This window comes from Prevotella merdae, from assembly GCF_900290275.1.
In the GTDB taxonomy this organism is placed as follows: domain Bacteria; phylum Bacteroidota; class Bacteroidia; order Bacteroidales; family Bacteroidaceae; genus Prevotella; species Prevotella merdae.
Genome location: NZ_LT985323.1, coordinates 672,329 through 696,022, shown reverse-complemented (window position 1 = coordinate 696,022; position 23,694 = coordinate 672,329). Strand labels below are relative to the sequence as shown.

23 protein-coding genes are annotated in these 23,694 nt (G+C 44.4%); 7 read left to right on the top strand and 16 right to left on the bottom strand.

Features of this window, described 5'->3' with window-relative positions:
- Positions 1-2: 2 nt before the first annotated feature.
- Both C9991_RS02790 and C9991_RS02785 read right to left on the bottom strand, forming a co-directional pair.
- Complete coding sequence (locus C9991_RS02790) at positions 3-1,295, bottom strand: ATP-binding protein (RefSeq protein WP_106811091.1); 1,293 nt, start codon at positions 1,293-1,295, stop codon at positions 3-5.
- Positions 1,296-1,507: 212 nt separating this feature from the next.
- Positions 1,508-2,476, bottom strand: a complete 969-nt coding sequence (locus C9991_RS02785) for an aspartyl protease family protein (protein ID WP_106811090.1) — start codon at positions 2,474-2,476, stop codon at positions 1,508-1,510.
- Positions 2,477-2,648: 172 nt separating this feature from the next.
- On the opposite strand from C9991_RS02785, the gene C9991_RS02780 reads away from it, so the two are divergent.
- Positions 2,649-2,969: a nucleotidyltransferase domain-containing protein gene (locus tag C9991_RS02780; protein WP_022111204.1), complete on the top strand. Its 321-nt coding sequence runs from the start codon at positions 2,649-2,651 to the stop codon at positions 2,967-2,969.
- Positions 2,970-2,974: 5 nt separating this feature from the next.
- A complete protein-coding gene (locus C9991_RS02775; RefSeq protein ID WP_106811089.1) occupies positions 2,975-3,364 on the top strand; it encodes a HEPN domain-containing protein in 390 nt (129 codons plus the stop codon).
- On the opposite strand, the gene C9991_RS02770 is transcribed toward C9991_RS02775, so the two are convergent.
- The 5 genes from C9991_RS02770 to C9991_RS02750 all read right to left on the bottom strand — a co-directional run bounded on the left by C9991_RS02770 (position 3,365) and on the right by C9991_RS02750 (position 12,005).
- Positions 3,365-4,042 carry an ABC transporter ATP-binding protein gene (locus C9991_RS02770; protein ID WP_106811088.1) on the bottom strand — a complete coding sequence of 226 codons (678 nt, stop codon included), beginning with the start codon at positions 4,040-4,042 and terminating at the stop codon, positions 3,365-3,367.
- Between the two features lie 132 nt (positions 4,043-4,174).
- Positions 4,175-6,559 carry an ABC transporter permease gene (locus C9991_RS02765; protein ID WP_106811087.1) on the bottom strand — a complete coding sequence of 795 codons (2,385 nt, stop codon included), beginning with the start codon at positions 6,557-6,559 and terminating at the stop codon, positions 4,175-4,177.
- A 42-nt stretch (positions 6,560-6,601) separates the two neighbouring features.
- Complete coding sequence (locus tag C9991_RS02760; protein WP_106811086.1) at positions 6,602-7,855, bottom strand: efflux RND transporter periplasmic adaptor subunit; 1,254 nt, start codon at positions 7,853-7,855, stop codon at positions 6,602-6,604.
- 276 nt (positions 7,856-8,131) lie between these two features.
- Positions 8,132-9,475, bottom strand: coding sequence for a TolC family protein (locus C9991_RS02755; protein ID WP_106811728.1), 1,344 nt, complete (start codon positions 9,473-9,475; stop codon positions 8,132-8,134).
- A gap of 364 nt (positions 9,476-9,839) precedes the next feature.
- Positions 9,840-12,005, bottom strand: coding sequence for a M6 family metalloprotease domain-containing protein (locus C9991_RS02750; protein ID WP_106811085.1), 2,166 nt, complete (start codon positions 12,003-12,005; stop codon positions 9,840-9,842).
- A 92-nt stretch (positions 12,006-12,097) separates the two neighbouring features.
- Here C9991_RS02750 and C9991_RS02745 point away from each other — a divergent pair, with 92 nt between their 5' ends.
- The gene (locus tag C9991_RS02745) at positions 12,098-12,751 is read left to right on the top strand and encodes a DUF4294 domain-containing protein (RefSeq protein ID WP_106811084.1); all 654 of its coding nucleotides are present in this window, start codon (positions 12,098-12,100) and stop codon (positions 12,749-12,751) included.
- Positions 12,752-12,818: 67 nt separating this feature from the next.
- Here the strand turns inward: C9991_RS02745 and ybeY are convergent, their stop codons facing one another.
- A complete protein-coding gene (ybeY, locus tag C9991_RS02740; protein ID WP_106811083.1) occupies positions 12,819-13,244 on the bottom strand; it encodes an rRNA maturation RNase YbeY in 426 nt (141 codons plus the stop codon).
- Positions 13,245-13,276: 32 nt separating this feature from the next.
- Entirely contained in the window at positions 13,277-13,729 is a 453-nt protein-coding gene (coaD, locus tag C9991_RS02735; protein WP_106811082.1) for a pantetheine-phosphate adenylyltransferase, read from the bottom strand.
- A 288-nt stretch (positions 13,730-14,017) separates the two neighbouring features.
- Here coaD and C9991_RS02730 point away from each other — a divergent pair, with 288 nt between their 5' ends.
- On the top strand, positions 14,018-15,340 hold the full coding sequence (locus C9991_RS02730; RefSeq protein ID WP_106811081.1) for a DEAD/DEAH box helicase: 1,323 nt from the start codon (positions 14,018-14,020) through the stop codon (positions 15,338-15,340).
- Positions 15,341-15,446: 106 nt separating this feature from the next.
- Here the strand turns inward: C9991_RS02730 and recA are convergent, their stop codons facing one another.
- The 5 genes from recA to ndk form a co-directional block, all read right to left on the bottom strand.
- Entirely contained in the window at positions 15,447-16,472 is a 1,026-nt protein-coding gene (recA, locus tag C9991_RS02725) for a recombinase RecA (RefSeq protein WP_106811080.1), read from the bottom strand.
- Positions 16,473-16,508: 36 nt separating this feature from the next.
- A complete protein-coding gene (locus C9991_RS02720; protein WP_106811079.1) occupies positions 16,509-17,735 on the bottom strand; it encodes a saccharopine dehydrogenase family protein in 1,227 nt (408 codons plus the stop codon).
- Between the two features lie 93 nt (positions 17,736-17,828).
- Positions 17,829-18,440: a DUF6621 family protein gene (locus C9991_RS02715; RefSeq protein WP_106811078.1), complete on the bottom strand. Its 612-nt coding sequence runs from the start codon at positions 18,438-18,440 to the stop codon at positions 17,829-17,831.
- Between the two features lie 9 nt (positions 18,441-18,449).
- The gene (locus C9991_RS02710; protein WP_106811077.1) at positions 18,450-18,914 is read right to left on the bottom strand and encodes a MaoC family dehydratase; all 465 of its coding nucleotides are present in this window, start codon (positions 18,912-18,914) and stop codon (positions 18,450-18,452) included.
- Positions 18,915-18,947: 33 nt separating this feature from the next.
- The gene (ndk, locus tag C9991_RS02705) at positions 18,948-19,409 is read right to left on the bottom strand and encodes a nucleoside-diphosphate kinase (RefSeq protein WP_106811076.1); all 462 of its coding nucleotides are present in this window, start codon (positions 19,407-19,409) and stop codon (positions 18,948-18,950) included.
- 108 nt (positions 19,410-19,517) lie between these two features.
- On the opposite strand from ndk, the gene C9991_RS02700 reads away from it, so the two are divergent.
- From C9991_RS02700 to C9991_RS02690, 3 genes are read left to right on the top strand one after another with little or no spacing between them, the layout of a single operon-like run.
- Positions 19,518-20,771, top strand: coding sequence for a peptidase U32 family protein (locus C9991_RS02700; protein ID WP_106811075.1), 1,254 nt, complete (start codon positions 19,518-19,520; stop codon positions 20,769-20,771).
- Positions 20,772-20,775: 4 nt separating this feature from the next.
- Entirely contained in the window at positions 20,776-21,201 is a 426-nt protein-coding gene (locus C9991_RS02695) for a SufE family protein (RefSeq protein ID WP_106811074.1), read from the top strand.
- Between the two features lie 59 nt (positions 21,202-21,260).
- Entirely contained in the window at positions 21,261-22,271 is a 1,011-nt protein-coding gene (locus tag C9991_RS02690; RefSeq protein ID WP_106811073.1) for a M28 family peptidase, read from the top strand.
- 328 nt (positions 22,272-22,599) lie between these two features.
- Here C9991_RS02690 and C9991_RS02685 read toward each other — a convergent pair whose 3' ends face one another.
- Together C9991_RS02685 and C9991_RS02680 are read right to left on the bottom strand one after the other, a co-directional pair.
- A complete protein-coding gene (locus C9991_RS02685; RefSeq protein ID WP_106811072.1) occupies positions 22,600-23,103 on the bottom strand; it encodes a PG0215 family putative anti-sigma factor in 504 nt (167 codons plus the stop codon).
- Positions 23,093-23,608 (bottom strand): GFO_1088 family ECF-type sigma factor, encoded by a 516-nt coding sequence (locus C9991_RS02680; RefSeq protein WP_106811071.1) that lies wholly within the window; start codon positions 23,606-23,608, stop codon positions 23,093-23,095. The genes C9991_RS02685 and C9991_RS02680 overlap by 11 nt, the downstream gene beginning before the upstream one ends.
- Between the last annotated feature and the right edge of the window lie 86 nt (positions 23,609-23,694).

Here is a 23,694-nt window from a genome sequence, read left to right as displayed (position 1 = left end):
CTTTATTCAAAGTAAGCATCAATGCCAACCAATGGTATGTTCTCCATCCATTCTTGGTCAACATACCCTTTCATCGAAATACGAAGGCCCTTCAATCCAGTGTTGTCTTTCACAAACTGAGATAATGAACGAGCACGAACATTCTCTTCTGCTTTTACTTCAATTGGAATAACTCTATTATCATTCTGAATGACAAAATCTATTTCTGAAGGAGTCTTGCTATTGCTCCAATAATAAGGAGTAAAGCCAATGACCTTGAGCTGCTGCATCACATATTGTTCCGTAAACATTCCCTTGAACTCCGTAAACACATTGTCGCCTACAAGCATCTGGTCGATTGGGGCATCCGACATACACGCCAAAAGCCCACAATCCAACAAAAATAGCTTAAAAGCATCAAAGTCCTCATAAAACTTAAGTGGCATCTTTGGCTCCCTGATACGGTTTACCTTATATATAATACCTGCATCCAAAAGCCATTGAATGGCAAGCTCAAAGTCCTTAGCCCTACTTCCCTTACGGATAGCGCCATATATAAACTTCTTGTTTTCCTTTGCCAACTGAGCAGGAAGAGAGCTTAACAACTGACGGATTCTTACAGATTCACTCTCCGAAGTATGCTTGGAAATATCACGCCCATAAGCATCCAATATCTCTCGCTGCAAAGTGCGAACTTGTTGAAGGTCTGCATTTCTCACAAAGTTGCTCACTACACCTGGCATACCTCCCACAAAGTAGTATTGGCGCAACAATTCCACCATCTTGGGCATCATCATATCTATCAATGGCCAATCCTTGGAATGCAAGATATCTATCCAACCCTCATTGCCTGTAGCTTCAAGAAACTCCTCATAATCCATAGGAAACATATTAAGCATATCAACCTTACCCACGGGGAAAGACTCCCCCTTACCCAATGTTACACCAAGCAAAGAGCCAGCCACCATCACATGATACTCAGGTGCTTTTTCACAGAAATATTTCAGACTGTGAAGTCCTCTTGGAATCTCTTGTATCTCATCCAAGATAATCAAAGTATCGCCAGGAGTAATCTTGACACCTGTTATCGCCTGCAAAGTCATCAATATTCGATTAATGTCGTAGTCTAAATCAAAGAGTTGTTTCATTCTCGGCTCATCATCACAGTTGACGTATGCGACCTTATTATACTCTTGTTCACCAAAATGTTGCATAATCCAAGTCTTGCCAACTTGTCTTGCACCAAGCAGCATCAAGGGCTTTCTATCTTTGTTTTCCTTCCACTTTAAAAGCTGTTGATATATTTTTCTTTTCATAAAAGTCTAACATTTAATAACTTACACTGCAAAGATACACTTTTTCGAGGATAAAAACCAACAAAAGTAACACTTTTTCGATGATAAAAGCCAATAAAAACAACACTTTTTCGAGGATAAGCCTCAAAAAAGCGCAAGAATCTCCCAAGTACAGCATATACTTAGGAGATTCATTCTGACATAAATTTATGAGGATAATTCTACTCTTCACTCTATTTCACCAGAAAGTCGTAGAAAGGAGTATACAACAAATTATTAGGCTGTAGATACATCTTTTTACTCTTGAAATCTATCAGCATATTGAAACGTTTCAAGAAGTTGTTGCCTATCATTCCATCTACATCTTTCTCGTTCAGCATACCAGAATTAAGAGTGGAGAAAGCTCCTGGGATTTTGGGCAGAACATACTGTCCAACCCTTACTTCGTCAAAATAGGCATTCTTCAGTTCACCGCTGCCACCGTCGGAGCTTGTTATGCGTGATATGGCAAACGGCTTCTTTGTGCCAAGAAGACGATTTCTATTCACGAACGTAGTGCTAAGATCGATAATGCGGTCGGAACCCATGTCCACTTCGAGTTGCAGTCGGTATGTTGATTCATTGAGTTTAATAGGTATCTTTATAAACGGTACACCATATTTATATACGAATGGCAGAACAACATAGGATTCAGACATCAACACCAACGCACTGTCTTTGGGATAGCAGTATATCTTATGCTTGTCGTAGTTGATTTCGATGTTGAACGCACTAAGTCCGTTAAGTCCTAACACACCGTCCCACATATCTTGAGAGAAAGGGATATTCACACATTCAGCCTTGTTGTATTGTATGGTTCCTATAGTCAGCGAGTTGTCATGGCTCGCTGTAACTTTATTGAAGCCAGTGGTTCCCATATTATCAACCGTATCTTTCTCGTGTATTAATCCTTTCAGTTTTCTGGAGTTAGTGTTCAAAGTTATGGTTGTAGCACCTGTGTCAACCAAGAAGTTCAATGAGTCGGAACCATTCACAAATGCTGTGACATAAATGCGTCCGTCGTCACCTATTGTAAAAGGAATCTCACCTACCGGCTCTATGCTTGTCATCCTTTTGGCTGCATTGACTGGACAATAAATCAGAGCCAAAATCAAAGCTAAAAACAATACAACCTTCTTCATCTTGTCTTGTTGTTTTGTCATCTGTGTTGGGCTTATGATTAAGCTTGGTACAGATGGTTGCAAAAGTAATGATTTTCGAGGATTAAAATCAAAGAATGCTACACTTTTTCGAGGATAGTTTCCAATTTTTCAAAGAAAAGTTTTGTTCTTTCGCTTTTTTACCATATCTTTACCATCATAAAAGATTAAGCTTATGTCAACAGACGATAAGACCATATTAAAGATAAAAGATATAGCTAAATCTGCTATTCCATCAGGTAGCAAAGCTATATTGTATGGATCAAGAGCGAGAGGTGACGCTCGCAACGATTCAGACTGGGACATTCTTATCCTTTTAGACAAAGACAAACTGGAGCAAACAGATTATGACAAAGTAAGCTACCCGTTTGTCTTGTTAGGTTGCGATCTCGGCACAGAAATCAATCCTATTCTTTACACAAAGAAAGAATGGGAATCGTATAATTTTACTCCTTTTTACGAGAATGTAAATCGAGACGGCATTAGTTTAATATAAAATTTATGGATCAAGCCAACAAAGACACATTAATCAGTCTGCAAGTAGAAAAAGCCAAGCGCTTTTTAACCCAAGCAGATGAAATGGTTGAACTAAAGCATTGGGATTTAGCTGCCAATCGCTATTATTATGCCTGTTTTCATGCCGTACAAGCTCTATTCATAGCAAAAGGTGTCAACGCCCACACTCATGCCGGCATTAACACCCAATTTAGTTTACACTTCGTAAGGACTGGTATCGTAGATATCTCTTATGGCAGTTTCCTCGCCCGTATGTTCCAGTTAAGGCAAAAAGCCGATTACAACTGTGCCTACGAAATTTCCGAGAATGACATCCTGGAAATAATTGGCTTATCACACGATTTTATAAAAACCATATTAGACTTAGTCAAATAACTACTGATTGCCATCCGCCTCCACTACTTGTCCATCAAACAATCGGATGATGCGATGGGCAATCTTGGCGTCGTGCTCATTATGCGTTACCATGACGATGGTGGTGCCCTCGTGGTTTAGCTCAGTAAGCAGATGCATTACCTCAGCTCCATTCTTTGAGTCAAGATTACCAGTAGGCTCATCGGCAAGGATGAGCTTCGGACCAAAGACCACGGCACGGGCAATGGCTACTCGCTGCTGCTGACCACCCGAAAGCTGATGAGGGAAATGTTTGGCACGATGACTGATGGCCATGCGTTTCATGATGGCTTGCACCTTTACCTTGCACTCAGCCTTCGGAATATTGAGGTAAGTAAGAGGAAGCTCGATGTTCTCCTCAACAGTCAATTCGTCAATCAGATTGAAGCTCTGGAACACAAAGCCTATTTCGCCCTTGCGCACATCCGTGCGTTCGTTTTCCTTCAAGTCAGCAACCTCATGATTGCCCAAGAAGTATTTCCCCGATGTAGGGTTGTCGAGCAAACCAAAGATATTGAGCAAAGTGGATTTGCCACAACCTGACGGTCCCATGATGGCTACAAACTCACCGTCCTCCACGGTGAACGATACGTTATTTAAAGCTATAGTCTCCACATCCTCTGTGCGGAACGACTTGCAAAGATTTTCTACTTTTATCATTTTATTATTTTTTTTGAAGTTAAAGAAATTAAGGAGTTAAAGAGATGCTTGTCTTGCTAAAAGTTAGGAATATAGGAGAAAAGACTATTGTCTTAACTCCTTGACTTCTTAACTCCTTAACTCCCGATTATTTTATTCATCCTTGAGATACTTCACCGGATTACTATTAGCCACTTTGTAGCAGTTGATGATTACTGATAGGGCGATGATGACGAGCAGCAGAATCGTAACACATATAAAGAGTAAAGGTGTGATCGAAATCTTCTCGCTGAACGACATCAGCCATTGTCTGGCTATAAGCCAAGCCCCAATGTCTCCCACGATGATGCAAGGCAAGGCTATCTTCATAATACCTTTAAGGAAGATGCGCAGGATGTCATTCACCTTAGCTCCATTCACCTTTCTTATCGCAATTTCCTTGCGGCGGCGGTTCACCTCATCACTCGTATATCCCACCAATCCGAAGAGTGCGATAATCATCGTCACGATGCCTGCCACGAGTATGCCGTTGCGGAAATTAAGCTGGGAAGAATACTGGTTAGCCAATTCAGAGGCATAACTCTTCACGATGACCTTATTGTTAGGATACATCGACTGCACATTCGATTGCAACTCCGCCAACGATTCGTCCTGCAGTTCATTAAACTTAACTAATATATAGAAAGACCTCTTGAGTGAATAGAAATACAATACGGGGAAATCATTCATCATATCTCCACTGGTTCCTACATCACCCCAACGAACGTTTTTGCATACGCCACAGACTGTGAAAACGTTTTCGTCATGTCCCGTACAAGTAATTTGCTTGCCTACAACTCCGTCCTTCCAATGCCACGTTTTGATGAGTTTCTCAGCACATCGCTCATCAATGATTACCTGACGGCAGCTGTCACTTCTGTCAGTAAAGAACGACCCCTGAACGATAGGAATGTTCATCATCTTAAAGTAATTGTCGTCCACTCCCGACATCTCCATGATATTAATGGTGTTATTATCATCGCCTGGTATTCCAACCATATTACCACCACGATTATACGCGTTTAGCGGAACAGAGTAAGCAGAACAACAATCCTTGACATTCGACATTCGTCTGATTTCAGCCATACATTGCTGGCGTTGGTTAGCATCGCTGGCATCTATCGAAACTATCGCAACATTATCATAATCATATCCAAGATTGAGCCCCAACATCAGCTGGTATTGACCATTCACGATGTAAAGCAGACTGAACAGCAAACCTGAGATAACGAACTGGATGCCCAACAAAGCAAGTTTCCATCGGTTGCGGTTCTCATTATAGCCACGGAAAGCTATGGCAACAGGAATCTTGTTGTAAAGCCAACCTGGCACCAAGCCGCCAATTAGCAATACCAAAAGACAAATCGTCACCAATATCCAGCTGCCACGATTAAACACCAACGTGCTTATCGGAGCCGAGAGAAAATTCTCTATCGTACCCTTGCAAAGGAACACAAGAACAATGGCAAGAACAACAGCCAACCCCACATGCACCAAAGCCTCGGAGAAGATGATGGCATGAATGTTCTTTGGTTTGGCACCGTAGCACTTTCGGACAGCCATCTCGCGAGAACGGCTTACCAAATTGCCCACGATGATAAGCAGATAGTTCATCACCGAAGTAAAAAGGAGGACAAAAGCCACAATAGACATAATCCACCCCATCTTCTTGATGTAAGGGTCTTGTGTGTAAACATCACTTAACACTGTGAAATCGTAGTTGAGTTCCACTCCCATATTCTTCAACTCCTTCAGAGGAAAATGATCCTCTCGCATCTTATTCACGTAAGGCTTGAGTTCTTTTGCATCATGTCCCTTTGCCAACCGGATGTATGAAGAATATCGATCATTTCCAACCCATTGGTCTCTACCATCATAAGAATATACGTATGGCGTACTGGACATTGACAGAATAATCTGGATGTTATGCAAAGATGAACCCCATGGAAACTCTTCGAAAACCCCATAGATAGTAAAAGTTGTTCCCGGATAATTGGGAAGCGTGAAATGTTTGCCTACGACATTGCCGCCAATCTTTGCTGCTGTTTCTGAATCTATAAGGCAAGACAACGGTTGGGACAATATCTGCTTGGCATTGCCCACCAATATCTTCTGCGGAAAGATATCGAAGAAACAACTGTCTGCCATCAAGATATTGGCAGACACGACGTTCTGGTCTTCCATCTTGCATTGGGCATCGTTATGAAAAAAGTCAGTACGGGTGGCTGCTTCCACCATAGGCGCATATTGCTTTACACCTTGAGCGGTAGCTCCTGAAGTTTGGTTAAACTTCAAAGTTTCGCCTTGGTTACTACCCACTTCCGAAATCATATACGTCCTATCCCATCCTGGGAAATACGTATCATAGGTCTGCTCGAAATAAATCTCGGCGATAATCACCGAACTGATTGCCAGTCCGAGCGCCAGACACAAAATCTTCACGAAATTGTGCTGGCCCCTTCGAGGGAGATTCTTGAATGCGTTAATAATATTATTCATATCAATATTCTGTTTCAAGGGCGTTAGCCCAATTAATCACTACTAATTAATCACTAATACATCATTATCCTTATAGGCCTCATAGCCGCTGACGATGACTTGCTCACCCGGCTCCAAACCTTCTATCACCTCATAGTATTGAGGATTCTGGCGACCGATGGTAATCTTCCGGCGATAAGCCTTCTTGCCACTCTTGTCTAAAACAAAAATCCATTGACCACCCGTTACACTATAAAACGTGCCTTTAGGGATGATTATTGCCTGCTTCGACTGTCCGAGCTGCAAATCCACGTAATATGTCTGACCTGTACGGATATTGTCTGGGCGTACGCCTTTGAAGATGAAGTCGATGCGGAACCTGCCGTCTCTTACTTCGGGATAAACCTTGCGGACTTGCAGAAGATAATGCTTGCCGTTCTGTACGAAAGAGGCATTAAGGCCTGGCTTCACACGGTCGATGTAATGCTCATCCACCTGCGCCTGTACCTTGTAATCGCTGAGATCGTTAATTACTCCTATCTTCTGTCCAGCCTGGATGCTCTGTCCCAACTCCACATCCAGCAAACCAATCTCGCCCGAAATAGTGCTGCGGATATTCAGCTTCTCCTTGCGTTGGCGAACCAGCTGCACATTCTTCTGCATGGCTTCCAGATTATCGCCCATCTGATCCATCTGCGAACGGCGGAGCTGTGCGTCTTTCTTCAACCGCTTGCTAATGAGCGCATGCTTCTTTACGGCAAGTTCGTAAGCTTCCTTTGCCTTGAGATACTCCTCGCGTGAATTGAGTTCTTCCTTGTGCAAAGTCTCCTGATGCTCATAGGCTCGACGCTTGGTGATGACATCCTGCGAAAGCGTAAGCTCCTCGTTGCTATTGTTCAGTCGGTCTTGTTCCATTGATATTTGAGTGTTGCGAAGCATGTCCTGCTTTTCGGCAAGTTCGCTCTCGGCATTCAGTATCTCAAGGTCGAGATTAGAATTGCTCAGTCGCACAAGTACATCGCCCTTATTCACATGAGCACCTTCATCTACTACTTTATCCAAAACAATACCACCTTCTTCCGAACTGATTTGCACAACGGAGATAGGCACCACCTGTCCGTCCACAGATACATAATCGTTGAACTGTGCCTTCTCTACATTTCCTATGCTCAAGCCTTTTCTGTCCACCTTCAACGTGGAAGAGAAATTGCCCAAGCCCAACCATACGAGGACTGCTATCAGAACAGCTCCTCCTGCTATCCATACCCAATACTTACGGGGCACGAGATATTTTTTCTTTTCTATTTTAATGTCCATAATTTAAGTGAAGAGTGAAAAGTGAAGAGTGAAAAATCCAATTGTGTTCTATTTATTTTACTTAAGTTTCGCAAGTGAAAGTAGTTAAGAAGTTAAGGAGTTTTTCGCGATGCTCAAGGAAACTTCGCGCCCTATGGTCGCTAAGAAGTTCTTGCAAGCAAGTGGCAAAGCCGAGCGAAACCATTGGTTTTTTGCTTTATTTATAGCATTAAAAGCATTTGGCTTAACTTCTTAACTCCTTTAACTTCTGAATTCTCAGAACTTGCGAAAGTTCAATTATTTTATTAGTCTTTCTCCTTGGTAATACCCCACTAACCTTTGTTTGATGACGAGCAGCATTTGCATCTGGAGCTCTTTTATTCTACTCTCAAGAAGCGTTTGTGCTGAGGTATGAAGGTCGAAGGTGGAAAGCATTCCTTCCTCAAACTTAAGGCTCGACATGTGATAGGCAATCGAATCGGAGGCTACCTTCTTCTGCATCTGATGCAATTCCTTGGCGTAGCCTTCTGCATCCATTATTGCTTGGGCTATTTGGTCGTGAAGCTTGCGACGGGTTTCTTCGAGATTCACCTGAGCCAGTTGCCAGTTGTTGCGTGCCTTCTTCATGCTGTGCCAACGGTCGCTATTATAAATAGGTATCGAAAGGGTCAATGCGAGGTATTCGCCTCGATTATTGCGAAACTGCGAGGCAAATCCATCGTATTGCCCTTTCAGAGAGAGATTCTTGTAATAGTTGGTGGTGATGCCACCACTGAGCGAGAGCGAGGGCAGCAATCTGCCTTTTGCTATCTTATAGTCATATCGTGCCAACTCCACCTCATACTCTGCCGACTTCATATCGGGAGAGATATTCAGGAAACTCTGATAGATATTTTCAGAGTTCGGCTTATCGCCTATAGTCAGCTGACATGATGCAAGACTTTTCTCCTTATCCTTTGACAGAATATCCAACTTCAGTTCATCACCTACGGGATAATTCATAGCCGATTTCAAAGCAAGCAGACTCTGCCTTGCCATATTCTGCTGATGCGTAAGACTGTATTCGTCTTCAGCCACCTGCGATTCCATCTGCACCACATCCGGGCGTCCTTTCTCGCCCAATTCATACAGACGTTGCATCTTAGCCAGCATACGTCGGCTCTCACTCAACTTCTCGCTTGCTATCTGTATGCTTGCCTCAGCGTATACAGCATCCACATATTTCTGCATCACATCGATAGCTATATTGTCCTGCGCCTTCTGCATCGCCGTAGCAGAAAAGTCACGGCTTAATCGAGCCTGCTTGAAAGCATTTATAGTGGCGAAACCGTCAAATACATTCAGTTCGGCATAAAGCTGATAATAGTTGTTGAATGTTGTCACATTATTATATGTGTTAGTCTCAGGGTCGATGTTTCGTCCCCAAGCATATTGGCCCTGCACTCCACCTGCTACAGTAGGCAAGAAAGCAGCCACAGCATGTTGGTAGTCTTGCTTGCGTTGGCGTGCGTTGATAGTCTCACGCTTCACATCAGTAGCATGCCCTACGGCATACTTCATGCAGTCGTCAAGGCTCCAGCTCTGTGCCGAGACTACTGACGCAACAAGTATCCATTCTATCAGTATTATTATTCTTTTCATAATCGTCTTCATTTTTATATAATGAGGACAATGGCTGTGCCAAAACTACAATTCTACTGATAGTCAAAAGATTAGCACAGAAGTCTCATAAAACAGAATGTCCAATAATTAGACACAGTTGTCAAATTATTGGACAAAGAAGAATATCTCCACGATTTTTTACTTTTCATCATTGTAAAGGTCAAAATTAAAGGCAGTAGGTTGGTCGTTGAATTGAAACTGATTTAGTATCTTTACACTTGCTTACTATTTAGTGAAAAAATGAATACGTTATCATTTGCCAACGAAAACGTATTTATAGTTGATCGATAACGTTTTCGTAAGCCAATGATAACGTATTCATAAATTGAGGTGAACAACCTGTTTACATCATAACAATTTTCTTAGAGCTTCCATCAGCATACTTCACGATGTTGACACCCTTTCTTGGGCTCTGTAAGCGTGTGCCGTCGAGTGCAAAGTATCCAATTACGGTAGTCTTGGCAATGTCGGCAGTTGTTGATGCAATGCCAGTTGCGGTGGCAGTTACCATAATCTCGTCGAGGAAGAAACGTTTGGCAGATGTAGTGAATGTAAGCTTCACGTTGCCATTAGCGTTGATAGTGGTACTGAAGTTAGTCCAATCGCCACGTGTCATGTTGAATGATGTCTGGCCGAGTGAGCCGTTAGATGTCGATACTGTAAGTGTGGTGCCGTCATTGGTTGTATTCCATGCTCCAGCCTTGAATGTAAGGGTTGCTGTGCCGTTGACGGTGAAAGCCGGTGATGTTGCTGTGCCTGAATAATTAGTAGTACCCAATTTGATACACTTGTTGGCACCATATATCTTGTCGTTAGCGCTTGTCCAGCCCTCGTTGTCGTTATTCAGCTTCTGTGTACTTGCTATAGAACCGCTCCACAGACCGTCGTTACCGCCAGTACCCTTATTCTTGTTGAACGACTCATAGAATAGATAATTGCCCTCTGGAATAACGGGCTTGTCCTCCGAACCACTGTCTTTCTTGGGAACGAACGATAGAGAAGCCGTAGAATAGTCGTCGGCTAAGGCCATATTCTCTATGTTTACGTTCAGGAATTTTGTACCGTCGCTGTTGGCGGTATACAAGCTTGCGGCAGGCTTGGATGAGCTTGTAAGCTTGTTGTTGCTATTGTATGGGTACAGAGCATGGCCGTCACTGAAATAGCTTGAAGAATTGTCGGCACGCTTTATAGTCCAACGCATGTGGTTGTTCAAAAGCTTCTGGTTGCCCTTGTAGTAGTAATCTTTTGTGTTGGTGCAGTTGTATTCCCAGACATCGGCATCATAGTCAATCTGTGTAATCATAATGCCTTGGTTAGGCAGTTCGGCATCCCATCCCTCTTGTGCTCTATACTCTACAACGTAGAACTCATCCTCGTTGCCCTTGTTCTTGATTATGTATGCATCGCCTCCTTGAGTCTGTGGAGCCATATCCGTGATGTTTACAGTCTCGGTAATGTCTGTCATGTCCTTCAGTTCAATCCATCCGCAATCGCTCTTCTCGGCAGCGCTGTATCCAGCAGGCAAGAATCCACTGCCATTATAGCTTCCAGAGTCCATAAGGTCGAAGTGTCCCATGCCATACCATTTGCCGTTATAGTCGTAAAGGTCAGGGAAACCCATACAGTGAGAAAATTCGTGGCAGAAAGTACCCACGCCATTGTTGCTGCCACCGCCCTGCAATTCAGGTCCGCATGCATATGTATCGATGTTTACACCGTCAAGTGTCAGCGGTTTCTTATAGTTGGTATAAGTAAGGTAGAACATATGTGGCCATACGGTATTGACGTCGCCACCGTCAGCCTCGCCCAATCCGGCATACAGCACATACACCTGGTCAACGTATCCATCGCCGTTCCAGTCGTACTTAGAGAAGTCGGTGCCATTGTTGTGTGCCCATTGGCAGGCTTCCACAATCATTTTGTAGGCATAGGGCTCGTCTTCGTCGCTGTAGTTTGCTCCATATTCGGCATAATTGCCTTTAAGTGGACATACGCCCACAACATCAAAGTCGATATCAAACTGTCCGTGGCTTTGCGCACGGAAATAGTCGCGTACCGAACCGTTGAAAGGCGCTTCGTTATAGTTTATGCCGTTGATGGCTTTCTTGTATAGTGCCATGTTGTTGGCAGCCTTAAACTTTTTGTCTGTAAATTCAGCCAGAATAACAATAGCTTTCTTAGTGCCTTGGAATACATTCTTGTCGATATTGCCCAGTCTGTATGGTCGTTTCTTGTTGGCAATATCCTGTCGGCGTATGGCTGCACGCTTAAGTTTGGAAGCCATCTGTACGTCGCTAATAGGATAATAGAATCCGGTGGTAGAGTCGAACGAATAGCGTGTTCCGTCTTCGCTTGCATAGTAGTGCATGTGCTCATCGCCTACGAGTTGAACACGAACAGTATTTCCGTTGGCAAGCTGTACGTTGCGCCATTGTCCACGTTTTGCGGGTACTGCGCTTGCCGCAATAGCAAGAAGGGCTATTGAGGCAGTGAGTATGAATCTTTTCATCTTAGTGATAAATAAAAAATGTAATGGTTTAATATAGTTTACTCAATTAACTCTCTCAATTCCAAATATTCTGTGTACATTTGCACCCAGTTATGAAAGCAAAACATATAGTTATATTATTGTTGTGCCTATTCAGCCTTGGCGCTGCTTATGGGCAAAACACGTCAACCGTCGATACTGACGATGTCGACAGCAAAAGCAATGCCGACCAATCATCGCCAACATTTGTGCCGATGGTAAAAGTGAGCAAGGCCCTTGTCGATGGCGACAGCATACAATATGTAGAGCTTAACGCGCTGTATATTTATCCCAAGCTAACCTTTGCCGACCCACGTCAACGCCTGGCATACAATCGCCTGGTGGCTAATATCAAGAAGGTGTTGCCTATTGCCAAGGAAGTGAATGCCATTATAATCGAGACATACGACTATCTGCAGACATTGCCAAACAAGAAGGCTAAGGAAGAGCACATGAAACTTGTGGAGAAGGATATACGCAAGCGTTATACTCCACGCATGAAAAAACTGACCTACTCGCAGGGCAAGTTGCTAATAAAACTAATTTACCGCGAGTGTGACTCGTCATCGTATCAGTTGATACAGGCGTTTCTCGGTCCGATACGTGCCGGATTTTATCAGGCATTTGCCTCGCTATTTGGTGCCTCGCTCACCAAGAAGTACGACCCTAATGGTGTAGACCGCTTTACGGAGCGCATAGTAAGGCAGGTAGAGGCTGGACAGATATAAATAATATAGCAAATATAGATAATGATGTAGGAGATATGGTTAGTGGACCATACCTCCTATATTTTTATTACTTCTTCATTTCGGCAAGCAGAGCAAGTGCCTTGTTTTCCTCGGCCTCCATTATTTCGCGCTCGCCAGGTCCTTTGTCGTTGATGCCACAGAGATGCAGAATGCCGTGTATTATGACACGGTGCAGCTCGTCATCGTATTCCTTGCCAAACTTCTCGGCATTGGTGCGCACGGTGTCGAGCGATATAACGATATCGCCACTTACAATGCCGGGCTCGTCGTAGTCGAAGGTTATGACATCTGTGTAATAGTCGTGACCTAAGTATTCGTTGTTTACTTCGAGAATCTTCTCGTCATCCACAAACATATAGCCAATCTCGCCAACCTTAAGCTGGTATGTAGCAGCTACGGCACGTATCCATGCTGATGTGTCACGTTTCCTAATCTTCGGCATCTTCACGCCGTCTACATTATATGTAATCATAAATCTGTTTTTTTAAATTTATACTTATCTCTTTATTCCTGAACTTTAGGTAGGAATTGGCTGCAGTCGTAGCCGAAGTGTGTAAGTTCTCTCACTACAGATGATGATATGCTGTCCATGCCTGGCTCGGCATACAGAAGCACAGTCTCTACTCCTGTAAGTCGGCGGTTTATGTCGGCTTGCTCGCGTTCGAACTCAAAGTCTTTTACAGAGCGCACTCCCTTTACAATAAACTCAGCACTCATTTGCCGTGCAAATTCGGCAGTAAGTCCGCTATACTTCTCCACACTTATTCGGTTATCGTCCTTGTATAGACGCCTTATGGCCTCAACGCGCTCGTCGGCAGTTTGCATATATCGCTTGCTCTCGTTAACGCCAACGCCGATAACAAGCTTGTCGAACATCTTTACAGCACGTTTTACCACCGAGTCGTGTCCTATAGTGAATGGGTCGAACGACCCGACGAATATTCCAGTTCGCTCCATCTATATACTGTTTGTCTTATTTTGGGTAGCCTTATTAATTTATTTCGGTTGCCTTATTAAAATAGGTATGTCCATTGCAAAATTAATATTTTTATTTGGTTCATCACTCTACATCCTGTTTTTTTTCTTTTTTTATTCACAATCCTTTAATGTGTTTTTAATTAATGCTATCTCAACATTTTTTGTTGCGTTTCTGTAGAATTCATTTTATTCTACGTATCTTTGCAAAAGATGGCTGTGTGTCGGCAATAGATAGACAGCTTATTGGCAATAAAAACAAATAATGCAATGAATATAGAAACAACACTTCAGAAACTGCGTATCGAAGCGCTAAACGATATGCAGCAGGATACTATCGGGGCTGTGTTGCACAGCGATAAGGATATCGTAGTATTGGCTCCTACTGGTAGCGGCAAAACGCTTGCTTATCTCTTGCCACTTGCAACTAAGCTTGACCCTGCACTTGACGAGGTTCAGGCGGTGGTTATTGTGCCTGGTAGAGAGCTGGCAATGCAATCGAATGATGTATTTAGACGCATGGGCACTGGCATGCGTTCGGAATGTCTTTATGGCGGACGTCCTACTATGGACGAACACCGCACTATTATGCGCACACGTCCACAAGTAGTGTTTTGTACTCCAGGTAGATTGAACGACCATATTGACAAACTTAACTTCTCGGTAGAATCTGTGCGCTGGCTTATTATAGACGAGTTTGACAAGTGCTTGCGCATGGGTTTCCGTGCCGAGATGCAGAAGGCATTGGAGAGTCTGCCTAATGTGGAGCGTCGCCTTCTGCTTTCAGCAACCGATGCTGAGGAAATGCCAGCCTTTGTGCGTATGGGACGAACACAGCGCATCGACTATCGTATTGACGAGGAGCAGACACCTGATCGAATAGGATTGTATACTGTAAAGTCGCCCGAGAAGGACAAGATAGACACGCTTATGCGTATGATTTATGCCTTTGGCAATCAGCAGACCATTGTATTCATGAACTATCGTGACGGTGTGGAGCGTGTGGGTAAATATCTTGCCGATAAGGGTGTGGCTGTAAGTTGTCTGCATGGTGGACTGGATCAGGACCAACGTGAGGAGGCTGTATATCGTTTTGCCAACCAGTCGGTAAACGTTCTTGTTGGTACCGACCTTGCTGCACGCGGTCTCGACATACCCGAGGTGAATAATGTTATTCACTATAACCTGCCGGTAGGAGAGGACGAGTACATTCATCGTGTAGGTCGTACTGGTCGTTGGGAGGCTACTGGTCGTGCCTTTATGATAATAGGTCCGGAGGAGACTCTTCCCGAATATGTAAAGGAGAATACAGAGGAATTTGTAGTTCCTGATGCTAAGGCTTGTCCACCTGTGCCACGTATGACAACACTGTATATAGGAAAGGGTAAGAAGGACAAGATTTCGAAAGGTGATATACTTGGTTTCCTATGCAAGACGTGCTCGCTTAAGGGTTCGGATATAGGTCGTATCGATGTGTACGAGCGTTATGCCTACGTGGCAGTGGCGCGTGGAGTGGCTCGCAACGTTATTAAGTTGGCAGCTGGAGCTAAGATAAAGGGAATGAAAACCAAAGTGGAGGAAGTGCGCAGTTAATGCTCATTCCTATTTAATAAAAGAAGGCAATAAAAAAACAGTTGGATGCTTTTGTGTATCCAACTGTTTTTTTTTGCTTGTCTTGATTTGAACACCGCAAATAGCATTAGCCCTCGCGGTGGTCGCTTATAGCTTGCTTGATAAGACCCTCAAGTTCTTCCATAAGCTCGGGGTTGTCCTTAAGCAACGACTTGGTTGCATCGCGACCTTGTGCAAGTTTAGAGCCATTATAGCTGTACCAAGAGCCCGACTTCTGTATTATGTTGTATTCAACACCAAGGTCTACAATTTCGCCAACCTTAGATATGCCCTCGCCAAACATAATCTCGAACTCGGTCTTGCGGAATGGAGGAGCCACCTTGTTCTTGATTACCTTGACGCGAACCTGATTGCCTATAATCTGGTCGCCGTCCTTAATGCCCGTAACCTTGCGTATGTCTAGGCGCACTGAAGAGTAGAACTTCAAGGCGTTACCACCAGTTGTAGTCTCAGGATTACCAAACATTACGCCAATCTTCTCGCGCAACTGGTTGATGAAGATACATGTGGTGTTGGTCTTAGATATGGTACTGGTGAGCTTGCGTAAAGCCTGCGACATAAGGCGAGCTTGCAAGCCAACCTTGTTGTCGCCCATATCGCCCTCAATCTCAGCCTTAGGTGTAAGTGCTGCAACAGAGTCGATAACGATAATGTCAATAGCCGAAGAGCGTATAAGTTGGTCGGCTATCTCAAGAGCTTGTTCGCCATTGTCTGGCTGCGAAATCCATAGATTGTCTACATCTACACCAAGCTTGGCTGCATAGAAGCGGTCGAAAGCGTGCTCAGCATCGATAAAGGCTGCTATACCACCTGCCTTCTGCGACTCGGCAATAGCATGAATGGCGAGAGTTGTCTTACCAGACGACTCTGGACCATATATCTCAATAATACGTCCCTTTGGGTATCCGCCTACGCCGAGAGCGGCATCAAGACCTATACTGCCAGTAGGGATAACCTCAACGTTCTCTACCTGCTCGTCGCCGAGCTTCATGATAGAGCCTTTGCCGAAGTCTTTTTCTATTTTAGACATCGCTGCCTGGAGAGCCTTTAGTTTGCCCTCCTGAGCAAGCGACATTTCTTCTGTCTTTGCCATAAATGGAATTTTGAGTTTTGAATTTTGAGTTTAGAATTACAACTCCAGGTCGCCACCGAATATCTCATGCCAAGGCAGGCCCTGCTTGTTGAGCTGCTCCATGAATGGATCTGGATCAAACTCCTCAACGTTCCAAACGCCCGGCTTACGCCACAGACCCTTGAAGAACATCATAGCGCCAATCATTGCAGGCACACCGGTGGTGTAGCTTACGCCCTGCATACCAGTCTCCTTATAGGCAGCTTCGTGCGAGCAGTTGTTATATACGTAGTAGGTCTGCTCCTTGCCGTCCTTCAAACCACGGATGCGGCAACCGATAGATGTCTGTCCATCGTAGTTCTCGCCGAGATCCTGTGGGTTAGGCAACACAGCCTTAAGGAACTGCAGAGGTACGATGTTTACCTTAACCTTCTTGGTTGGGTCGTCGGTAAGCGGAGCCTCGTATGTAATCTCGTCGATGCGCGACATGCCGAGGTTTTGTATGCAGTCAAGATATGTAAGATATTGCTGACCGAATGTCATCCAGAAGCGAGCGCGCTTGATAGTAGGATAGTTCTTAACAAGACTCTCTATCTCCTCGTGGTGTAGCAAGTAACTCTCCTTAGGACCAACCTCAGGATATGTCAGAGACTTGTGTATTTCGAGCGGAGCGGTTTCAACCCACTTGCCGTCTTCCCAATATAGACCCTTCTGTGTAATTTCGCGTATGTTGATCTCTGGGTTGAAGTTAGTGGCAAAAGCCTTGTGGTGGTTGCCAGCGTTGCAGTCAACAATGTCGAGATACTGAATCTCGTCGAAGTGGTGCTTGGCAGCATATGCAGTGAAGATGCTTGTAACACCTGGGTCGAAACCGCAACCAAGAATTGCAGTAAGACCGGCATCCTCAAAGCGCTTCTTATAAGCCCACTGCCATGAGTACTCGAAGTGAGCCTCGTCTTTAGGCTCATAGTTGGCAGTATCGAGATAAGAGCATCCGCAAGCAAGACAAGCCTCCATGATGGTAAGATCCTGGTATGGCAGAGCAAGGTTGATAACCAGCTCAGGCTTGTAATCGTTGAATAGAGCCTTAAGCTGCTCAACGTCGTCGGCATCTACTTGCGCTGTCTTGATATTAGGGTTGCCGATGGCCTCTACAATCTTGTCGCACTTAGCCTTGGTGCGGCTTGCAATCATAAAGTCGGTGAAAACGTCAGCATTCTGTGCAATCTTGAACGCTGCAACGGTAGCGACGCCACCAGCGCCAATCATTAATACTTTTCCCATTGTCGTTTCTTTTGTTATAGTTGTTAATTTGTTTTTCTTTTTGATAGAAATAATGAGACCTAAAGGTCGTCTATACTTTATGTTGGATGAACATTACTTCAGCTCGTCGCCTCGTATTCCAAGGGCGTTCATCAGAGAGAATCCGAGGATTTCTTGCTTGAAGTTGCCACCGTCCATTGGTTGCATTGCAAACAGTGTTACACGCTTCTCCTCGTCATCGATGTCGCGCAAAACATGGCGCAATGCGTCCCAAAGGGCATGATGTTCGGCATTGGGTATGGCCATAACACGGTGCACATCCTTGTGGTTTACCACAGTCTTGAGGATATCGAGAAAGAAGTCGTCGTGTTTGACCACTTCCTCAACTGGGTATGAACTTATTATAAATTCGCCAAGCGAGTCCTTGAAAGCCATAGCGTTGAGGTTGTTCTCGTAAGAGCCTGGGTTGAAGTTGTCGAGCTGTTGCTTGTCCTTTGAATGTATGAATATAACCTGTGTCTCGCCGTTTGAGTCGCGTCCTTCACGCATTCCACCGTCAAGTGCGATGCAGTCTATCCATCGTGCTGTATCAGCTTTGTTTATTCGGCGTCCAAGCATGCGCTCGAAGTTAACAGTGAGGTCGAATGCCACCGAGTCTACATAGTCGCCGTCTACAAGTATGACATTACGGCTCCACTGTGTGTTGTTGAATTCTTGTATGTCCATTTTCTACCTTTACTCGAAGTAGTAGAGGAATGTTGCGATGCCGGTGAGAGCCTTCTTAGGCGACTCCTTAATCTCTATGGCAAACTTTATCTGTACCTTGGCAATGCCGCGCAGATTCTCGATAGAGTGGAGGTCGGCTACGAGGCGAATGTGTTCACCCGACTTTACTGCCTGGCCAAACTTCATCTTGTCCATTCCATAGTTCACCATCATCTTGAGGTTCTTTACCTCGATAATCTGGTTCCACAGATAAGGTAACATAGATAGAGTAAGGTAGCCGTGTGCTATGGTCGACTTGAACGGGCTTTCAACGGCTGCACGCTCTGTGTCTACGTGAATCCACTGGTGATCGAGTGTGGCATCGGCAAATAGGTTGATACGCTCCTGCGAGAGTTCAACATAGTCGGAAACACCAATGTTCTTGCCAAGAAGTGCGGCAAACTCGTGATAACTGTTAATGATTACTTTTTCCATTTTTGCTTATTATTGTTTTTCTTTTTCTTACCATTAATCTCCGTCAGGAGCATAAAGGAAGTCGTGCAGTGGGTCTGGATACTCGAATATCTCGCCTTCACGGAAGAATCGCTTCATTTCTATCTCGGCTGTCTCAATAGAATCAGAAGCATGTATGATATTCTCCTGGCCACTCATAGAGTAGTCGCCACGTATTGTTCCAGGTGCAGCCTTGCGTCCATTGGTAGCGCCAACTATATTGCGCACTACAGTTACTGCACTATTACCCTCAACACATATTGCCACAACGGGAGCCGACTTCATTGAGGCTGTAAGCCACGGAAAGAAGGGACGGTCTACGAGGTGAGCATAGTGCTCGTTGAGGATTGCATCGTCGAGCTGCATCATCTTAAGGCCAACAATGCGCAAGCCTTTGCGCTCAAGGCGGTTGATAACTTCGCCTATTAGACGGCGCTGTACGGTGCATGGTTTGAGAAGAATAAGAGTCTTTTCCATATTGGTATAGTTTTGTTTATGTTATGTTATGCTTTGTTTATTGCAAAGATAGCTATTTTATATTTATTTTTGATGTTTTACGCTTAAAAATAAGTAATTTTGCACATTATGAATAATACAACAATACACGATTACGAGATAATGGCGCCAGTAGGTTCGCGCGAAAGCTTGCAGGCGGCCATACAGGCAGGTGCCGATAGTATCTACTTTGGTGTGGAGCAACTCAATATGCGCTCTCATTCTGCCAATCATTTTACTATTGACGACTTGCGTGAGATAGCCGCTACATGTACCGAGCATGGCATGAAGAGCTATCTAACAGTGAACACGATCATCTATGATGAGGATGTGGAACTTATGCATCAGATTGTTGATGCAGCCAAGGAAGCCAACATCTCGGCTGTTATTGCCAGCGATGTGGCTGTTATGACCTACTGCCGAGAGATAGGTGTGGAGGTGCATCTATCTACACAGCTTAATATCAGCAATGCTGAGGCTCTTAAGTTTTATGCCCAATTTGCCGATGTAGTGGTGCTTGCCCGCGAGCTTAACATGGACCAGGTGGCCTACATCTTTGAGCAGATTGAGCGTCAACACATATGTGGCCCTAAGGGCGAGCTTATCCGCATCGAGATGTTCTGTCATGGAGCTTTGTGCATGGCTGTCAGTGGCAAGTGCTATATGAGCCTTATGAATACCGGACGTTCGGCCAACCGTGGTGAGTGCATGCAGATATGTCGTCGCTCGTATACGGTTACTGACAATGAAACTGGATGTCAGTTAGAGGTTGACAACAAGTATATAATGTCGCCTAAGGACCTTAAGACATTGCGCTTTATAGACCGTATGATGAAGAGCGGTGTGCGTGTGTTCAAGATTGAAGGACGTGCACGTGGACCAGAGTATGTATATAATGTGGTTAAATGTTATAAGGAGGCTATCACTTCTGTGCTTGAAGGCACCTTTAGCGAGGATAAGAAGGATGAGTGGGACGAGCGTCTTGCTACTGTCTTCAATCGTGGTTTCTGGGATGGCTACTATCAAGGTCAAACTCTTGGTGAGTGGAATAGCAACTATGGCTCTAATGCTACCGAAAAGAAAGTGTATGTGGGTCGTGGCGTAAAATACTTTTCTAAGCTTGGTGTGGCTGAGTTTACATGCGAGGCTTGCGAGTTCTCTGTTGGCGACAAGCTGCTTATTACCGGTCCTACAACTGGTGTAATGTATGTGGATGTGGACGAAATTAGATACGACCTTAATCCTGTAGAGACAGCACATAAGGGACAACATGTGTCATTCCGTGTGCCTGGTAAGATTCGTCCAAGTGATAAACTCTTCAAATTGGAGAAGGTAAATAAATAAAATTATGACAATAAACGAAGCACAAGACGAAGTTATTGAACAGTTTCAAGACTTCACCGACTGGATGGACAAGTACCAGTTGTTAATCGACCTCGGCGGTGAGTTGGAACCGCTTGATGCCAAGTATAAGACCGAACAGAACCTTATAGACGGCTGCCAAAGTCGTGTATGGGTGCAATGTGATATGACAGATGACGGACTATTGGTGTTTACTGCCGATAGTGATGCTCTTATAGTTAAGGGTATCATAGCCCTGCTCATTCAGGTTATAAGTGGACATTCCCCTCGAGAAATTCTTGATGCCGACCTCTACTTTATCGACAAAATAGGCTTGAAGGATCATCTCTCGCCAACACGCTCTAACGGATTGTTGGCTATGGTAAAGCAGATACGTATGTATGCGTTGGCTTACGAGGCAAAGAAGAATTAGGTGTTACGAATTGTCGGCTTTGCCGATTTTGAATTACGAATTTTGAACTACGAATAAGTATGAATAAGACTGTATTCTCGGTGTTCTTGTCATTGGCAGTGGCTGTGATAATATGCTCGTGCGCATCGTGCAAGAATGCTTCTAAGTCGGCTACAAGTAATGTGCTAGACACTGTGGCACTAGTGGGGCCAACCTTCCGGGCAGACTCAGCATATGCTTTTGCTGCCAAGCAGTGCAGCTTTGGACCACGTACAATGAACTCTAAAGCACACGATTTGTGTGGCGAATGGATTATGTCTAAGTTTCGCGAGTTTGGTATGGTTGTTGAGGCTCAAGACGCCGACCTTAAAGGTTGGGATGGAACAACATTGCGTTCACGTAATATCATAGCACGATTCCGTCCCGAACAAACTACACGTCTATTGCTGTGTGCCCATTGGGACAGTAGACCTTGGGCAGATAACGATCCCGACTCAACTAACTGGCATAAGCCTGTTATGGCTGCCAACGATGGTGCAAGTGGTGTGGCTGTTATGCTTGAATTAGCTCGCTTGATAAAGAACGACACTACTTTGCATATAGGTGTCGACTTTGTTTGTTTTGATGCCGAGGACTATGGCTTGCCTCAGTGGTCGGACGTACAGACAGATGAAGATACTTGGGCACTTGGCGCACAGTATTGGGCAACCAATCTGCCTCAGGGATATGAGGCACGTTACGGTATACTGCTCGACATGGTAGGCGGTCAGGGAGCCAAGTTCTATCAAGAGGGTGTATCCAAGCAATATGCCAACGAGATTGTGAACAAGATTTGGCGTACAGCAGCACAAATTGGTTATGGATCATTCTTCCCGATGAAGGATGGTGGTATGATTACCGACGACCATGTACCTGTGAACGAGAAGGCAGGTATCCCGTGTGTTGATATCATAGCCTTCTATCCTGATTGCCAGCAGAGTTCGTTTGGACCTACATGGCATACAATCCATGATACTATGGAACATATCGACACCAACGTGCTTAAGGCTGTAGGACAGACGCTTGTGCAGGTGCTGTATACAGAGGAATAAATGTTGAATGGATGCAAGCTTATATTGCAGTTTGTCGGGGAGAGGCTATTAAGAAATATATGGCAAGACTTTGACAGAAACCGATAAAACTCCCTATTGTGCGCAAAACCATTAGGGTTTCAATAAAAGGTATGACGTATGGTCTTACGAGAGCAAGCTCTCGACACCCATACGTCATAAAAAAAAACTGACCGCCGTATTCTGTAAGAATAGCGACGGTCAGTCAAACGTTAGTATGTTATGAAAAATTTGAGAGAACTTGAAGCTTCGCAGCTTCGAGTTTTTTTGTTTTAACTAAAAATGATTTATTGAGAAAGCATAGAAATTGTCATTTGATAATTGTTGGGCCATTCTGACTCATTTGCGGTACAACGGTAGCGCCGATATTGCCGTTTTTTAATGAGTCGCGACGTAGCGAGTCGTTCAATGCTACAGATGCTCCACTAGTGGGATGTTGTGTGTACGATGCAGGAACACCTTCTGTACTATTGCCACTTTGGAACGAGAGTTGTGCAGCCTGACTTAGTGTTAGCACTATTGCCACCATTGCAGCAGCCTTAAAGAGAGGGGCGAATCTCTGGCTTATGCGCACACGCTTTGCCTCAACATGTTGTGGTTCGTCTATCATGGACATAATTCGCTCGTCAAAGTCATTGCCAAGGCAGTTGGTTTTAGGCTCGGTCTGCTCGTAGTTGAACAGAGGACGAAACTTTGCCAATTCTTCTGGCACACACAACTGGCTGAAGAACGAGCGTAATATCTGCTCTTCCTCAAGAGTGGTCTTGCCCTCCCAGTAGCGCTCTAAAAGCTGGTTGATGTATTTATAGTCCATAATTGTCGTATTGTATGAATTGTTGCTTTATTGTCTGCCGTGCTCTAAAGATATTTACCTTTACTTGCTCTTCTGTTATACCAAGCACAGCGGCAATTTCCTTGTAAGTCTTTCCTTCGATATCGCGTAGCTGCATACAACTGCGTTGCTTCTCAGGCAGACTGTCGATGAGGTTTCTCACAATCTCAACCTTCTCTCTTTGCACAGTGCGCTCGAAAGGGTTGGATGTAGTGTCAAGTCTTTCGCCACCAACATTATCGTCAAGCGATGTGTTTTGGTTGTCGTGAAGACGTAGACGATCGAGAGCCATATTACGACAGATGGTAAGACTGAACGCCTCGATATTATCGATAGTGTCCCATGATTCGCGACGGTTCCACACCTTTATCAGTGTGTCCTGCACAATGTCCTCAGCTTCCTCACGACTCAATGTGATGCGGAGTGCAAGCCTGAAGAGTGTATCCTTCATTGGCAGGATATCGTTGCGAAAACTAATCTTTTTCATCTGTGCTCTATTTGTAAGACGATTGTAGGGGAGAGTTGTTACAAGCAATGCGTGTAATTAACCTCGTTTAACATTTAAAGGGTTTC

Excerpts from the sequence above, each read along its gene's own strand:
- C9991_RS02785 (WP_106811090.1), bottom strand. The coding sequence starts at position 2,476 with ATGACAAAACAACAAGACAAGATGAAGAAGGTTGTATTGTTTTTAGCT.
- recA (WP_106811080.1), bottom strand. The coding sequence starts at position 16,472 with ATGGCAAAGACAGAAGAAATGTCGCTTGCTCAGGAGGGCAAACTAAAG.
- C9991_RS02700 (WP_106811075.1), top strand. The coding sequence starts at position 19,518 with ATGAATAATACAACAATACACGATTACGAGATAATGGCGCCAGTAGGT.
- C9991_RS02765 (WP_106811087.1), bottom strand. The coding sequence starts at position 6,559 with ATGAATAATATTATTAACGCATTCAAGAATCTCCCTCGAAGGGGCCAG.
- C9991_RS02685 (WP_106811072.1), bottom strand. The coding sequence starts at position 23,103 with ATGGACTATAAATACATCAACCAGCTTTTAGAGCGCTACTGGGAGGGC.
- C9991_RS02770 (WP_106811088.1), bottom strand. The coding sequence starts at position 4,042 with ATGATAAAAGTAGAAAATCTTTGCAAGTCGTTCCGCACAGAGGATGTG.
- ndk (WP_106811076.1), bottom strand. The coding sequence starts at position 19,409 with ATGGAAAAGACTCTTATTCTTCTCAAACCATGCACCGTACAGCGCCGT.
- C9991_RS02760 (WP_106811086.1), bottom strand. The coding sequence starts at position 7,855 with ATGGACATTAAAATAGAAAAGAAAAAATATCTCGTGCCCCGTAAGTAT.
- ybeY (WP_106811083.1), bottom strand. The coding sequence starts at position 13,244 with ATGATTACATATAATGTAGACGGCGTGAAGATGCCGAAGATTAGGAAA.
- C9991_RS02715 (WP_106811078.1), bottom strand. The coding sequence starts at position 18,440 with ATGGACATACAAGAATTCAACAACACACAGTGGAGCCGTAATGTCATA.
- C9991_RS02720 (WP_106811079.1), bottom strand. The coding sequence starts at position 17,735 with ATGGGAAAAGTATTAATGATTGGCGCTGGTGGCGTCGCTACCGTTGCA.
- C9991_RS02710 (WP_106811077.1), bottom strand. The coding sequence starts at position 18,914 with ATGGAAAAAGTAATCATTAACAGTTATCACGAGTTTGCCGCACTTCTT.
- C9991_RS02790 (WP_106811091.1), bottom strand. The coding sequence starts at position 1,295 with ATGAAAAGAAAAATATATCAACAGCTTTTAAAGTGGAAGGAAAACAAA.
- C9991_RS02680 (WP_106811071.1), bottom strand. The coding sequence starts at position 23,608 with ATGAAAAAGATTAGTTTTCGCAACGATATCCTGCCAATGAAGGATACA.
- C9991_RS02780 (WP_022111204.1), top strand. The coding sequence starts at position 2,649 with ATGTCAACAGACGATAAGACCATATTAAAGATAAAAGATATAGCTAAA.
- C9991_RS02775 (WP_106811089.1), top strand. The coding sequence starts at position 2,975 with ATGGATCAAGCCAACAAAGACACATTAATCAGTCTGCAAGTAGAAAAA.
- C9991_RS02730 (WP_106811081.1), top strand. The coding sequence starts at position 14,018 with ATGAATATAGAAACAACACTTCAGAAACTGCGTATCGAAGCGCTAAAC.
- C9991_RS02690 (WP_106811073.1), top strand. The coding sequence starts at position 21,261 with ATGAATAAGACTGTATTCTCGGTGTTCTTGTCATTGGCAGTGGCTGTG.
- C9991_RS02745 (WP_106811084.1), top strand. The coding sequence starts at position 12,098 with ATGAAAGCAAAACATATAGTTATATTATTGTTGTGCCTATTCAGCCTT.
- C9991_RS02750 (WP_106811085.1), bottom strand. The coding sequence starts at position 12,005 with ATGAAAAGATTCATACTCACTGCCTCAATAGCCCTTCTTGCTATTGCG.
- coaD (WP_106811082.1), bottom strand. The coding sequence starts at position 13,729 with ATGGAGCGAACTGGAATATTCGTCGGGTCGTTCGACCCATTCACTATA.
- C9991_RS02695 (WP_106811074.1), top strand. The coding sequence starts at position 20,776 with ATGACAATAAACGAAGCACAAGACGAAGTTATTGAACAGTTTCAAGAC.
- C9991_RS02755 (WP_106811728.1), bottom strand. The coding sequence starts at position 9,475 with ATGAAAAGAATAATAATACTGATAGAATGGATACTTGTTGCGTCAGTA.